Raw genomic sequence first — 14,452 nt, 5'->3', positions numbered from 1 at the left:
CGGTGCGCCGTTTCTCGTTTACTAGACATGTCAACGAAAACGGTTCTACCGCATAAGGAATGGTCATCATGGGTGCACGCTTCGAATCCAAGGTTGTTCTGATCACCGGCGCCACCTCCGGAATCGGCGAGGCCGTTGCCCGCCGCATCGCCTCCGAGGGCGGCGCGGTGGTACTCGGCGCGCGCGGCAAAGAGGTCGGCGATCGCATTGCCGAGGAGATTCGCGCCACCGGGGGCCGCGCCCTGTTCATCCCCACCGATGTCACCGTCGAAGCCGATGTGGCCCGCCTGACCGAGGCCGCCGTCGGCGAATTCGGGCGCCTGGACGGGGCTTTCAACAACGCGGGGGCCATCAATGCCTTCGGCGATATCCAGGACATCGACGAGGCGGGCTGGCGCGCCGATCTGGAGCTCAACCTCACCTCGGTGTATTACGGTCTGCGCCACCAGGTTCCGGCGATCGCGGCCTCCGGCGGCGGCGCGATCCTGAACAACGCCTCCAATCTGGGCAAGGTCGGTATGGCGCAGGTCGCCCCCTACGTCGTCGCCAAGCACGGCGTCGTCGGCCTGACCCGCGCGGTGGCCCTGGAGGGCGCGCCCAAGCAGGTCCGGGTGAACGCGCTGGCCTCCGGCGCGGTCGACACTCCCGCGTTCCGCAACTCCATGGGCGCGACCCCCGAGGGCGAGGCCGCCATCGCGGCCCTGCACCCGCTGAACCGCATCGCCCAGCCCGAGGAGATCGCATCGTTCTGCGCCTACCTGCTCAGCGATGAGACGACGTTCATCACCGGTGCGGTGCTGTCCGTCGACGGCGGTTTCACCGCCCGCTGACCCGACCTGGCCCACCACCGCGCCTGGGCACTTGCGGCGCGGCGGTGGGCCGGTCGTACTCGACGCCGGGGTGGAGCGTTCGAGGGGTTCACCCCACCCGCGTCGCCGTCTTCTATTGCGGAACTTGGTCTTTCCGGCCACCGGACGAACGCCCGGTGGCCGGGACGGCAAGCCCATGGAGGTGGCGGCCGACAGTATCCGCCACCTCCGGAGCCGCATCGAGCCACAGCATGCGGCCGGGCAGCCGGTGGCCAGCACGTCCACCCACCGCATCACCGCCGCCACTCGAACGGCCAGGTATCTCGATCGAACTCCACGCCCGCGCGAATCTCTGTGCGGCACAGGCCCGATGGGCACACTCCCCGGAAAGGCACTTCCGCACCGAACAACTCCGACCCCGAGGAGTCGGCTCGGCAGCCGCCGGGCCGCGCACAGCTTGTCGAAGCGTGGGCACTGGGCTAGCGATGGCCGCCACCCCCTCCGCCGCCACCGCCACCACCGTGGCCTCCGCCGCCGCCCGCTCCTCCGCCGCCCATACCGCCGCCGCCCATGCCACCACCGCCCATGCCACCACCGGCACCGCCACCCGGGGAACCGCCACCGGCGCGACTGCCGCCGCCCGAGGGTGAACCGCCCTGTGCGCCACCGCCACCGGCACGGGAACCCGCGCCCGCTCCGGCGCTGCTGGCACCGCCACCACCGGCTCCGGCACCCGCGCCACCACCGGCTCCGGCACCACCGCCCGCTCCGGCGCCACCACCGGCTCCGGCACCGCCACCCGCTCCGGCACCTCCACCGGCCCCAGCACCGCCGCCCGCGCCGGCACCGCCACCGGCACCCGCGCCGCCTCCAGCTCCGGCACCGCCACCGGCCCCAGCACCGCCGCCGGTTCCACCGCCACCACCGGCACCGGCACCGCCTGCTCCGGCTCCCGCACCGGAACCGCCCGCGCCGCCTGCTCCCGCACCGGAGCCGGCGCCGGTGCCCGCACCGCCATTGCCCGCGCCGCCATTTCCGCCGGAGGTGTCACCGGCACCGGAAGTCGTTCCGCCGCCCGGTGTTCCGCCGGTACCCGCAGTGCCACCGGGGCTGGTCGTACCGCCACCGGTGGTGCCGCCCGGGCTGGTTGTTCCGCCGCCCGCGGTGCCACCCGGGGTGGTTCCACTTCCGGCGGGGTCACCCGTCGTACTGCCACCCGGGGTGGTCTCGCCACCGGGACCCGTGGTCGAGCCGCCGGGCGTGGTCTCGCCACCGGGGCCGGTGGTGGAGCCGCCGGGGGTGGTTTGGCCGCCGGTGCCGCCGCCCGCGTTCTCACCGGGAGATGTTCCGCCACCGGGGGTTTGGCTGCCCGGCGCGGTTCCGCCCGGTGCCGTGCTGCCGGGTGCCGTGCCACCGGGAGCGGTTCCGCCCGGTGCGGTGCCGGGGGTGCTCGCGGGGTCGCCGGTGGTCGAACCGGGGGTCGCGGGTGCACCCGGGGTGCCGGGCGAGCCGGGAGTCGTTGCGCCGGGCGCTGTTCCGGGCGCGGTGTTCGGTGCACCGGGGAGCGTGCGGGGCATGCTGATCGAGGGGATCTGGCCGAGCCCGAAGGGCGAGGTCAGCGATTGTGCGGCCAGGAACGGCAGCGGGTTGGTGAACCGCGCCGGATCGGCATAGGTGAGAGAGTTTGCGGCGCTGCGGGTTTCGCAGTGCGTACCGGGCCGGGTGTCGACCGGGCGGCCACCGGACCAGGCGGGGGTGACCGTGGTGGCGGCCGGGGCGTAGCTGGTGATCGCCGCGGCGGTCGTCACCCGGTGCACCCGGGTGGGCGCGCCGGGGGCGGCGGTGGCGTCTTCCAGGAGCAGTACATCGGCCGCGCCGCGAGTGCCGGAGTCGGTGGGTCCGGGCAGGGCTTGCAGGCCGGTGGTGCCCGCGACGGTACCGCCGAGGACTGTCGCCGCGGACATGGCCAGCGCGGAAGCCACTGCGGCGCCGGAGAATACGGCAGCGCGCGGGGCATAGCGGCCGATGGCCGAGCCGGTGTCGGCGGAGCGGAATGCGGCCAGGGCCGCGCCGACCGCGACGGTATGCGCCGGATCGGGAGACATGATGACGGGGCGGCCCAGATCGCCGAGCACCCGAGCCACCTCGATGGGCCGCGCCGCGCCGCCGATCAGCAGTACACGGTCGATATCGTCCATGGTGAGCCCGGTGCCGTGCACACAGGAGCGCACCACCCGTAGCGAATTGCGAATGTGCCAGCTGCGCAATCTATTCGTATCCGCGGCGGGCACCACGGCCGAGACCGGCTGATGCTCACCGGGCGCGATGCTGCGGGCGTAGCGGGCGAGCAGCGCGCCGAGCGGCCGCCCGCCGTATTCGGTGGAGCGTTCGGCGACACCGAGAATGCCGCGTTCCTCACGGTCGGCCTCGGTGCGCACCACGGCCACGTCGAGACAGTTGCCGCCCAGGTCGTAAACGAGAGTTATTCCGGCACTGGAGATTCCATACTCCGAGTCGAGCCACTCCACGGCCGCGACCGGTTCCGGCATCAGCGCCACATCCGCCGCGCCGGACCAATCCAGTGCCCGCCGCAGCCGAGTCACATGCTTCTCGGTGTAGCAGGCCGGATAGGTGGTCACCGCGGGCGCTTCGGGCGCATTGGTCTCGATCAGCCCGTTCACCACCGCGGCGACCAGATCGGCGGGTGACCAGATGCGCCCGTTGATCACGACCGGATCCGGATCGGTGGTCAGATCGGCGAAATCGGTGACCACCGGCGCGAATCGAGGAATGCCGCCGATGCGCGGCCCGCCCGCGCTGTCGAAGGTCACGGCTGTCCGTCGAACTCGTACGGCGGGCCGGTTCCGTTCACCGGCGGCGGTCGCCCATACGGAGTTCACTGTGCCGATGCTCATGCCAAAGCCAACAGTCATTGCTATCCCGTCAACGCACCGTGACCACGGCCTCACAGGCGTACCAACCATGTGGACGCGGTCGTTTTCCAAACAGCGCGTTCAGGTTAGCTGGCACATGCCGGATGTGAATATCGAATCAGGGGAAAAGATTTCGCGTCCAGTAGCGAAGTTGGCGAATCTACTGGTCAGGTAGGTACAGCTTCAAGATCGAATCCAACTGGACACCAAGACAGTTGAAAAAAGGTTGTCGCGTGGCTACAGCGCAGCGAACGTTGAATTCATACCGACCGGTAGGCGATTAGTGTCCGGAAAAGAAAACCGCAGCGTCAGTTTGCGCGCGTGAATTGCCGATCACTGGTCGGTTGCTGTGCCCGAGTACCCCACTCGCGCAGGCGCACCGGCCGCGATTCGAAGTCAATTCGTCTCTACTACCCGAGATGTCGTCCTGGGCAAACGCAGCATTACAACTCACACAACACAATCCGTACACAAAACAGACCGCCTCACACGACAGGGTCGTATGAGGCGGTCCGAAGTACGGCGGAACTAGCGGCTGCGCACCAGCAGCGGCAGTCGCCGCCGCACCGGACGGTTCACCGCGCCGCCGCGAATGGCATGCGGTTGACGTGAACCGACCAGTCGGTCGAATTCTCCTGCGCCCCGGGCGGGTTCGGCCAGCCGCCCGGCATTGAAGTCATCCACCAACTGCCGCACGGTCTCCTGCGCGCACGACTTGTTGGTACCGATGAACCCCGTCGGCCCGCGCTTGATCCAGCCGGTCACATAGGACCCCGGCACCACGTTCCCACCGGCGTTCTCCAGCACCCGCCCGTCGAGATTCGGAATCACGCCGGCCCGCTCGTCGAACGGCAGCCCGGTCAGCGGCACACCCCGGTAGCCCACCGAGGTGAGCACCAGGCCGGTCGCCAAAAGCTCTGTGTCCGTGGTGGCCTCGGCCCGCAGCACGCCGTCGTCCCCGGCGACGAGCTCATTGCGCACCACCGCGACACCGGTCACCCGGTCCACGCCCTCGAACGCCGTCGGCGCGGACAGGTACCGGAAGACGATCCGCTTGCGCCCGCCCACCGGCCGATCGGCCAAGCCGCGCAACAGCTTCAGCTTCTGCTCGACCTTCTGCGAGGCATCGGCGGGCGTCTCGGGAATCGCGCCCTCGACCACGATGTCCACATCCGCGCCGAGCAATCCCACGAATTCCGGCACGGTGAAGGCGGATTCGGCCGGACCGCGGCGGCCGAGCACGACCACTTCCTCGATCTTGCTGCGCCGCAACGCCGTCAGCGCCCGCGGTGCGATATCGGTGCCCGCCAGCAGTTCCGGATCGGTGGTCAGAATGCGCGCCACGTCCAGCGCCACATTGCCGTTGCCGACGATCACCGCGCGCTTTTGCGACAGATCGAAGAACCGGCCCGCGTGATCGGGATGCCCGTTGTACCAGGCCACGAACTCGGTCGCGGAGACGCTGCCCGGCAGCCCCTCCCCCGGAATACCGAGTTTGCGATCGCTGGACGCGCCCACCGCGTAGATCACCGCGTGGTGGTGCGCCAGCAGCTCCTCATGCGAAACATGTTCTCCGACATTCACATTCAGGTACGAGCCGAACCCGTGCTGCGCGGAGATGACATCGAAAAGCTCACCGACCTGCCGGGTCTTGGTGTGATCGGGCGCGACGCCGAAGCGGGCCAGACCGTACGGCGTGGCCAGCCGGTCGAACACCGTCACCGAGACACCGGGCTGGGTCAGCAGTTCATCGGCCGCGTACATGGCCGAGGGACCGGAGCCGACGATAGCCACCCGCAACGGCTCGCGTCCCGGCTTGACCTCCGCGGCCTCGATCGGCCGGGCCAGCAGCGGCCGCGGCCGCTCCTGACGATAGAAGTCGGCATTGATCTCGATGAAGGGCAGCTGCTCATCGGTCAGCTTCTTCGTCGAGACAATGGCGTCCACCGGGCAGGCGGTCGCGCACGCGCCGCAGTCCACGCACGCCTGCGGGTCCACGTACAGCATCTCCGCCGTCCGGAAATCCGGTTCGTCAGGCGTGGGATGGATGCAGTTGACCGGGCAGGCGTAGACGCAGGAGGCGTCGCTGCAACAGGATTGGGTGACTACGTACGGCACTGTACGTCCCTTGTCTCAGGCGGCCTTGCCGGAGCGGATGGGCTCCGAGCGGTAACGGGAGGCCGCGCCGGCGATTCCGAACATCTTCCAGACCCGCTTGGAAATCGGGTTCATCAGACCGATCTCCTTGGCGAGCGCACGCACATCGATGAAGTAATCGCTGAACGCCTGCTTGGAGTCCGCGGAGCCGTAGAACAGCTCCTTGCGCACCTTGTCCGGCACGTTGAACTCGTCGAAGAACGCCTTGGGCGGGGTCACGATGGAACGGCCCAGGATGAACATGACGATCGGCATGGCGATCGAGAGCACCAGCTTGCTGGCCTGATTCGATTCCGGCACATGGCGCTTGAGGAATTCGTGCGCGAACGAGATGTGCCGCGCCTCCTCGGCGACGTGAATCGCCATGACGCCGCGCATGATCGGGTGCACGTCCTCACCGGAGCGCAGGATCTGCTTCTGGATGTGGTCGATCGGCTCCTCGCCGGCGAGCACGGCCATGAAGAACAGGTTCGGGAACATGACCGCCACCGGAACGGCGACCTGGCGGAACTGCCGCACCAGCGGGCCCATACCGGGCACGTCCAGGCCGATGCGGTTCACCATCTCCTGGAACATCTGGGTGTGGTTGAGCTCTTCGGACATCTCGTGGGTGCAGTACCGGAATTCCGGGTCACCGTTGGCGAGGCCGAAGGTGTGGTTCACCATGCCGCTGATCAGGATCGACTCGAACTGCAGGCCAACCTTGGCGACATTGGCCTGGCGGTACTTGCCGACGGCGATCTGCTGCTCCTCGCTGAGGGCGAGGTACCAGGGGTGGCGTCCGATGGGGTCGGCGGAGGCGGGCAGAATCCAGCGCTCGGGCTTGGTGTTCGCGTCGAAGTCCGGGTTTTCCCAGTCGATGTCCTCGAACGGATCGAAGCTGCGGTTGACCGAGCCCTCGGAAAGCAGCAGCAGCTTCTGCGCGTATTCGATAGCTTCGGCAACCACGGGGTCGTCGACATGGGTCGTGGTCGGAGACATCGTCGTCACCCTCCAGTCGGTGATTTATGTGTATCCCATGGTTACACCAAACTGGAGCAGCGTCAACACGTGCTAGCAAGATGCTTGCACGTGTTGCGGCGAAACGTCCCATGATCGAAGGCAAACCGCCCGGTAACCGGCGGATCTAGAGTGCGGCCACCCGGGTGACACGCCGGAGGAGATCAGCTAGCACATGATGCCGATGGCCCCCGGAATCCTGCGCGAGTACCGACTCTTTGGCCGCGATGGCCGCGCCGTCCGCGATCGTGCGCTCCGGATCGGGCGCGACCGTCACCGGGCGGGCCAGCTGTTCGGCCAGCACATCGGCGACCTCGGGCGGCCGGGCCGCACCGCCGACCACCAGCACCCGATCCACATCGGCCATGGTGACATCGGCGATGCGCAGGCAGCGGTACACCAGTTTCATCGAGGCCAGCACATGTTCGGCGCGCAGTTCACCGGTATCGCTGTCCGAACTCACCCTGGAGATGACGGGCGCGTCCGGATTGCGCCGCAAGCGTCCCGCGACCATGCCGCCGAACGCCCGGCCACCGAAATCGGCCGAATGCAAAGGCAATCCGACGATCGGATTGCTCGGTGCGCCCGCACCCACCCGCACCAGCGTCACATCCAACCCGGAACCGCCCAGGTCGTACACCAGGGCCAGGCCGGGCATGAGCGGACCACGCTGCGCCGCCAGCCAGGCCGCGGCGGCCACCGGTTCGGGCAGCAGGCGCACCTGCGCGAGCCCGATCCCGTCGAGCGCGGAACGCAGGTCGGCCACCAGATTCGCGGAGTACCCGGCCGGATGGGTCACGGTGATTCCGGTATCCCCGCCTCCCTGCTGCCCGGCCGGAGCCTTCCCCAGCACCTCCTCGAGCACGCTGTCCGCCACGGTGGCAACGAGATCCGCGGCGGAGAGCGCTCGGTGACCGACCCGCGCGACCGGGGCCCCGCGCTGGGTCAGATCGGCGAATTCGGTGATGACCCGGCCGTGCCGCGGAATACGGCCCACCCGTGCCAGCCCGGAACTGTCGAAGGTGAGGGTGGTGCGCCAGGTGGTGGGCGGCGGTGCGCCGCGGCGGGCCGCGAAGGGGGTGCTCCCCCGCCGCACCGAGCGATCGGCGGCCGTGACGCACACCGTATTGACCGTGCCGATACTCAAGCCCACACCGAACGCCATCTCATCCACCTCGATCGACGAGTCGTTCTCAGCCGTCCTGACCCGACCCGGGATTCATGCAACTCCTGCGCCGGATGCTTGCCAACCACCGGACACGCGGTTGTCCGCAACTGCACCTGTCCGCGGGCACAACCGCGCCAGCCAGCAAGGGTGCGCGAGACACGCCCGAAGCAATCGTGGTCGCGAGAAGTTTGCTCGACTTGGACATTTCGCAACACACGCGACGAGAGATACCGGTCGGAACGCAAGTCCGCCAGGATGACGAAAAGCGCCCCCGCGCCGATTGATTCGAGGCGGGGACGCTTTCGATGGAACGGTCGGCCGGTTTACCCGGGTCGACGCGAACTACTTGGCCGGAGCCGTCAGAATCGTGGAGCTCAGCGCCGACACCATGCTGTACGCCAGGTTGATCAGATCCGAGGCGACACCGTTCTGACCCATGAGCATCTTGGCCAGCGGTCCCACCATCTTGATGACCGACTGCACCAGCCCGCTCATCGATTCGGTATCGAACAGTTCACCGGTCTTGGAGCTGCGATCGGTGGACGGGGACTGCGCACCCGGTGTACCCGGATTAGGCAGCGTGCCCGGACTGGTCCGCGTGCTCGGGCTCGATTGCGTTCCCGCACTCGGGGGTTGCGGTGCCGCGGCGGGCGGCGCCTTGGGCGCGATCGGAGCCGCGATCGGCTGCACGCCGTTCATGGCATTGGCCCTGGGCAGTTCGCTCGCGCCCGGAATCGTGGCGGGCAGTACGCGACTGTCGGCCGCGGGCTGCTGACCGGGCACCACCTGATTGGGCTGTGCCACACCGGGAGCGGGTGCGGCCGGTTTCGACTGACCCGGCTGCGCCACCTGCGGCTTGAGCAGATCGCTCAACTGCGGGAAGAGCAGTTCCGGTGAGAAACCCTGCGGCGCGGGCGGAGCCGCCTTCGGATCCACCGCGCCGCCCTGGGACTGCGGCTGCGGTGCGGCGCCCGGAGCCTGCGGTGCGGGCTGAGCCCCACCCGGTGCGGGCTTGGCGTCGGGTGCGGGCGCGGCCTGCGGTGCGGGCGCGGTGCCCGGTGCCACCTCGGCGGGCGCCGCCCCCTGCGGAGCGACCTGCGGTGCGGCCGGAACGCCCTGCGGCGCAACCGGTTCGGGACCACCGGCGGCCGGACCGCTCGGTTCGGGCAGACCACCGGGCATCGCGCCCGGCGACTGCGCGCCACCCTGCGGCGAGTTGGCTCCCGGTCCGCCCTGCGGAACCGCTTGCGGCTCAGCCTGGGTCCCGCCCGGTTCGGTCTGCGGTTCGGTGCCGGGCGCGGGGGGAAGCTGATGCTGTGCGGGTTGCACCGGCGGTACGTTCGCGGGTCCGACCACCTGATCGGCACTCGCCGGCGGCACCGGCATACCGAGCAGATACGACACCACACCGGTGGTGATGGTGACCGCGTGCCGCAGCTGGCCCTCCTGCGATTCCAGCAGCGCGGCGTCCTCGGCGTTGGCACCATTGCCCATTTCGAGGAAGACGTCCGGCACCTGGGTCAGGGCCGGACCGGCGATATCGGCGCGCGGTTGCAATCCCTCGACCGCGCCGTTGTAGGCGGCGGCCGGGAAACCGGCCTGAATGTAGGCGTCGCGCATGGCTTTACTGGCGGCGAGTCCGGCGACGGACTGCACCTCGTTGGCCTTGCTGTCCGGAATCGGCAGCTGCGGCACGATCAGGTGGAAGCCGCGGGCGTCGGCGGGCGCGCTGTCGGCGTGAATGCTGACGGCGATATCGGCGCCGGATTGGTTGGCGGCGCGGGCGCGTTCGTCGACGCAGCCGCCCCAGCCGGTGTCATCGGGGCGGCTCATCACGACCCGCGCGCCGAGGCCTTCGAGGGAGGTGCGCACCAATTGCGACACATCCCAGTTGATGGTGTGTTCGGGGACGCCGTGCAGGCTGGTCATGCCGGTGGTCTGGCAGGCCTTGGTGCCGCCGCGACCGTCGTCGACCTGTTTGGCGACGTCCTGACTGTGATTGGGACCCTGATGGCCCGGGTCGAGGAAGATCGTCTTCCCGGCGAGCCTTTGCGGCATTTCCGGCAAAACGGGCGAAGCTTGGGCGATGCCCGGGATGAGCCCGGAGACCGTCGAGAATGCCGCGGCCGTCACGGCGGTGAAGATACCGGCCTTGACAATATTCGGCTTCATAAGCTGGCGGCGCTCCCGGGATCGAGGCGCCCCTCCCTTCCCACTAGTAACACCAAACCCAGCGGTTCACTTTCGCAACACCAGTTACCCTCTGGCAAGCCTCGTGATCGAACTGTTACTAGTGGTCAGGGCTATTGGACGCTTGATCTCGCCGCTCAGGCGAGGTATTTCAGCTATCGATCAGGCCGACACGATGGAATCGCCCTCGACCCGCACCGCGCGGGTGTCCAGCGCACGCGGTGCGGGACCGCCCGCGACGCTCCCGTCGAGATTGAATTTGCTGCCGTGACATGGGCATTTGATGACGCCATCGCTCACCTCGCTCACCTTGCAGCCCAGATGCGTGCAGGTGGACGAGAACCCCGCGAACGCGCCCGCGGTCGCCTGGGTGATGACGGTGTCGCCCTTGATGACACCGCCGCCGACGGGCACCTCGGAGGTCTTGGCGAGCTCGGTGCTGCCGTCCTGCCGCTTGTCCTGAGCGCCGTTGGTCGAGGCGGCGGCCTTCTCGGTATTGCCGTAGCTACTGCACGCGACGGCGGTCAGGGCGGTGGCGGCGATGCCGGTGGCGGCGAGCGCGGTGCGGCGATCCATCCGGAATATGTCCGGGGCCGAAATCTGGTCGGTCATGATTACTCCTCGCTTGTGGCGGCCGTGGGCTGACGGCCACACCTTGTGGACGTGTTTACGGGGGTGACGGGTTCACTCGGCCGGGACCGGAAATCACGGGGCGAACCCCTGCGTGCGGAAATACCAGACCGCCGAGGTGAACCAGAGCGCCACGAAGCCGGTGAACAGCACCCCGCCCATGACCGGAATCACCCAGCGCGGCAAGCCTTTTCGGGTCAGCAGCAGCATCTTGGCGACGAAGACGCCGTAGACGGCGCAGCCCAGCAGCGAATGCAGCAGCACCCGGCGATCGGTGGCCTCGAAACCGAAGGCGTACAGGCAGTGCGCCGCGACGGGAATGCTCACCAGCACCGCCAGCCGCCCGGACCACACATGCCACACCGAGGCCCAGCGCCCCGCGCGAATCCTGGGCAGCACCCCGTACATGGCCAGCGCGCTGATGTCCTGCCCGACCGCGAGCAACACCACGACCGTGGCGAGCCAGGCCTTCACCGCGCCCGGACTGGAGAATCCCGCCAGGCTCACCGCGTAACCGCGTGCGGGATGGGTGGATCCGTACACCCCCAGCAGCACCGACACCGCCGCCCCCGCGACCACGATCAGCACGATGGTCAGCGCCGCGCGCTGGGGAGACGAACCCGAAACAGATTGTGACGCAACCCCGGACGCGGGCTGAGGCGCACTACCCGTGGCCGGCCCGGGCGATACACCGGGTGCGCACGAAGACGAGCCACTCCCACCTTGCGCGGGCAATGCACCGGGTGCGGACAGTGACGAGTCGGCGCGCGCGGGCGGGACCGCGCCTCGGATCACCGTCGGTATCGAGCGCTGGGTGTGCGGGTCGCGGGGGTCAGAAGTCGGTGTCATCGCCGTGCACCTTTCGTGCGTCCGGGGCGAGAGTCGGTGCGGGGGTGGTGGTTCCGTCGGATTGGCGGCGGACGCCGGTGACGCTGCCGTCGGGGCGCACGATCCAACTGTCGCGCGTGCCGTTTGAGCGGGCGTAGTAGATACCGGCCGGGGCCTGCACCAGGGGTGCGGTGAAATCCATGGCGCGGTTGTCCAGGGTCAGCGTGCCGGTCAGGACATTGTCCTTCAGGGTGGCCTGTAGTTCGGAGTTCTTGCCGGTCAAGGACATTCGACCGGCATCGGCCGCACCGCGCAGCCAGCTCTCGACCGATGCGCCGTCGCAGGCGTATGCCACGGCCTGTTTGCCGGTGACCGTGATGGACAGGGTGATCGAGCGGGGCTGGGCGGGGATCACCGCCACATAGTCGGCCTGGGCGGGGAAGGCCGAGGGGGCAGCGGAACCGGGCGCGGCCGAGGTCCCCGCACCGGGCGCGGCGCCGGAGGGAGCAGCGGGAACGTTCGCGGCGCTCGAGGCGGCGGCGCTCGGCCCTGCCCCGGCGGAAGTGGTGGCTGCTCCGGCGGATGTGGTGACCGCGGCACGATCCGCGGTGTCATCGGTGGGGTCGGTGACGATATCGGTGATCAGCAGTCCACCGCCGAGCACTGCGGCGGCGGCGAGGGTGAGGAGGGGGCCCGCCCGTTTCATGACTGTTCTCCGTTTTTCAGGCGCTGAGGGGCAGTCGCCGCAGCGAGCGCAGTGCGTAGTGCACGCGGGTTTTCACGGTGCCGACCGGAACTCCGAGGTCGGCGGCGACATCCTGATAGGCGCGATCGCGCAGGATGACCTGGACGACGGCATCGCGCTGCGGTCCGGGCAGGTGCGCGAGCAGTTCGTCGACCAGCAGACCGTCGGCGAGCCCATCGCTGAAATCGGGTCGGGCACAGCGTCCCTCGGCCACATCGCCGATCTCGTCCCAGTGCGCGTCGCCGGGCCGGGCGGAGCGCATGCGGGCGATATCGGTGAGGATATTGCGCTCGATGGTGAGCAGCCAGGTGCGCACGCTGCCCCGGCTCGGGTCATAGGTGGCGCAGGCTTTCCAGCCGCGCAGCAGGGTTTCCTGAACCGCGTGCTCGGCCAGGCCGGTATCACCGAGGCGGCGCATGGCGCGCCAGTGCAGCAGTGCCTTGTCGGCGGTGAGGACGGCGGAGAGTCCGTCGTGGGTGCAGAGCCGGGCGCATTCTTCGGCGCAGGTGGAGGGGCCGGGCGAACTCGCGTCGGGGAGGGGTTGGAGTCGTCTCATGCCCTGAATATCGCGATGGGCGACAAGAAGAGAATCGGTGATTACTACCTATTTCGGTGTTAACAGTTTCGACCGTGATTTCCGAATCGAAACCGGTTTGTAGGCAATCAATTACACGGAACAACCGAAATGGACGGTCGATTTCTGATAAACCTCCCCGGGAGATGCGGGGATCTCCACACCGGGCGGAAGCGAGGCCACCCGGCTCACAGAGATTTCAAGGGAGGAACACTGTGCGTACAGGCGCGCTGATGATCGCGGGAGCCCTCGCTTCCGCACTGCTGACCACCACCGCGGCCATCGCCGCCGCCGATCCGGCGACCGAGATCCCGGGCGACGGCCTCTACCTGGTGAATGTCGATATCAAGCCGGGTACCTATGTCTCGGACGGCACCCCGGACAATGCCACCGGCTGCTTCTGGCGCCGGCTCTGGCACGTCCAGACGCCCGCCGATTACAGCGACCCGAACTTCTACATCATCGCCAGCGATTTCACCCGCCAGCATCCGCTGCGGATTGTCATCAAGGCGACCGACGTGGCCTTCAGCAGCGAAAGCTGCGGCGCCTGGCGGCTGGTGCCGGATGTTCCGACGGGGTCCTTCGGCGGCTGAGATTTCGGCGTTCACTGACAATTGTCAGTGACGCGGGTACGGCTAGGGTGTCCGATATGACGCGGCAGAAGATTCTCATCACCGGTGCGAGCTCCGGGCTGGGCGCGGGTATGGCTCGCGAATTCGCCCGGCGGGGACGCGATCTCGCGCTCTGCGCCCGGCGCACCGAGAATCTGGTGGCGCTGCGCACCGAACTCCTGGCCGCCCACCCGGGCATCACGGTGGCCGTGCGCGGACTGGATGTGGACGATCACGCGGCCGTACCCAAGGTCTTCGACGAACTGCGCGCGGAACTGGGCGGCCTGGACCGGGTGATCGTCAATGCCGGACTCGGCAAGGGCGCGCGCATCGGCACCGGCCGCGCGGACGCCAATATCGCCACGGCCACCACCAATTTCGTGAGCGCGCTGGCGCAGACCGAGGCGGCCATGAGCATCTTCCGGGAGCAGAAAGCCGGACATCTGGTGCTCATCTCCTCGATGAGCGCGGTGCGCGGACTGCCCGGTAAGAAGGCGGCCTATGCGGCCAGCAAGGCCGGGCTCACCGCGCTCGGCGAGGGCCTGGCCATCGAATTGCGCGGCACCCCGATCAAGGTCACCACGGTGCAGCCGGGCTATATCGCCACCGATATGTCCGGTCGCGCCGGTGACACGACACTGCTCACCCCGCTGGACAAGGGTGTCGCGGCCATGGTCGCCGCGATCGAACACGAGACCGTGCGCGCCTCGGTACCGCAGTGGCCGTGGCGGGTGTTCGGGGCGGTCATGCCGCTGCTCCCCCGCGCCCTCATGGCCCGCATCTCCTGATCCGGCGCGGCCCTTCGGCT

At 68.6% G+C, this 14,452-nt stretch carries 12 protein-coding genes; 3 read left to right on the top strand and 9 right to left on the bottom strand.

From position 1 onward, the window contains the following. Window positions 1-68: 68 nt before the first annotated feature. Window positions 69-830, top strand: a complete 762-nt coding sequence (locus ACFVUS_RS36860; protein ID WP_387777598.1) for an SDR family NAD(P)-dependent oxidoreductase — start codon at window positions 69-71, stop codon at window positions 828-830. A 458-nt stretch (window positions 831-1,288) separates the two neighbouring features. Here the strand turns inward: ACFVUS_RS36860 and ACFVUS_RS36855 are convergent, their stop codons facing one another. The 9 genes from ACFVUS_RS36855 to ACFVUS_RS36815 all read right to left on the bottom strand — a co-directional run bounded on the left by ACFVUS_RS36855 (window position 1,289) and on the right by ACFVUS_RS36815 (window position 13,015). Further along, window positions 1,289-3,640, bottom strand: a complete 2,352-nt coding sequence (locus ACFVUS_RS36855; protein ID WP_387777595.1) for an Hsp70 family protein — start codon at window positions 3,638-3,640, stop codon at window positions 1,289-1,291. Window positions 3,641-4,270: 630 nt separating this feature from the next. After that, window positions 4,271-5,860 carry an FAD-dependent oxidoreductase gene (locus tag ACFVUS_RS36850; protein WP_387777592.1) on the bottom strand — a complete coding sequence of 530 codons (1,590 nt, stop codon included), beginning with the start codon at window positions 5,858-5,860 and terminating at the stop codon, window positions 4,271-4,273. Between the two features lie 15 nt (window positions 5,861-5,875). Then, window positions 5,876-6,880, bottom strand: coding sequence for a diiron oxygenase (locus ACFVUS_RS36845; protein WP_387777589.1), 1,005 nt, complete (start codon window positions 6,878-6,880; stop codon window positions 5,876-5,878). A gap of 145 nt (window positions 6,881-7,025) precedes the next feature. Beyond that, window positions 7,026-8,063 carry an Hsp70 family protein gene (locus ACFVUS_RS36840; protein ID WP_387777586.1) on the bottom strand — a complete coding sequence of 346 codons (1,038 nt, stop codon included), beginning with the start codon at window positions 8,061-8,063 and terminating at the stop codon, window positions 7,026-7,028. A 345-nt stretch (window positions 8,064-8,408) separates the two neighbouring features. Beyond that, complete coding sequence (locus ACFVUS_RS36835) at window positions 8,409-10,238, bottom strand: N-acetylmuramoyl-L-alanine amidase (RefSeq protein ID WP_387777583.1); 1,830 nt, start codon at window positions 10,236-10,238, stop codon at window positions 8,409-8,411. 180 nt (window positions 10,239-10,418) lie between these two features. After that, window positions 10,419-10,868: a Rieske (2Fe-2S) protein gene (locus ACFVUS_RS36830; RefSeq protein ID WP_375968490.1), complete on the bottom strand. Its 450-nt coding sequence runs from the start codon at window positions 10,866-10,868 to the stop codon at window positions 10,419-10,421. Window positions 10,869-10,961: 93 nt separating this feature from the next. Then, a complete protein-coding gene (locus ACFVUS_RS36825) occupies window positions 10,962-11,735 on the bottom strand; it encodes a DUF6529 family protein (protein WP_387777580.1) in 774 nt (257 codons plus the stop codon). Beyond that, the gene (locus ACFVUS_RS36820; protein ID WP_387777577.1) at window positions 11,719-12,420 is read right to left on the bottom strand and encodes a hypothetical protein; all 702 of its coding nucleotides are present in this window, start codon (window positions 12,418-12,420) and stop codon (window positions 11,719-11,721) included. Before ACFVUS_RS36820 ends, ACFVUS_RS36825 begins: the two co-directional genes overlap by 17 nt. A gap of 16 nt (window positions 12,421-12,436) precedes the next feature. Beyond that, window positions 12,437-13,015: a sigma-70 family RNA polymerase sigma factor gene (locus tag ACFVUS_RS36815; RefSeq protein ID WP_387777574.1), complete on the bottom strand. Its 579-nt coding sequence runs from the start codon at window positions 13,013-13,015 to the stop codon at window positions 12,437-12,439. A 233-nt stretch (window positions 13,016-13,248) separates the two neighbouring features. Here ACFVUS_RS36815 and ACFVUS_RS36810 point away from each other — a divergent pair, with 233 nt between their 5' ends. Both ACFVUS_RS36810 and ACFVUS_RS36805 read left to right on the top strand, forming a co-directional pair. After that, window positions 13,249-13,626, top strand: coding sequence for a hypothetical protein (locus ACFVUS_RS36810; protein WP_387777571.1), 378 nt, complete (start codon window positions 13,249-13,251; stop codon window positions 13,624-13,626). 56 nt (window positions 13,627-13,682) lie between these two features. After that, window positions 13,683-14,432 (top strand): SDR family oxidoreductase, encoded by a 750-nt coding sequence (locus ACFVUS_RS36805; protein WP_387777568.1) that lies wholly within the window; start codon window positions 13,683-13,685, stop codon window positions 14,430-14,432. Window positions 14,433-14,452: the final 20 nt, after the last annotated feature.

Origin of the sequence: Nocardia sp. NPDC058058 (assembly GCF_042885355.1) — a bacterium.
Taxonomy (GTDB): domain Bacteria; phylum Actinomycetota; class Actinomycetes; order Mycobacteriales; family Mycobacteriaceae; genus Nocardia.
Note: the sequence above shows the minus strand (reverse complement) of the source record. Positions and strands in the feature narration are given on the sequence as shown.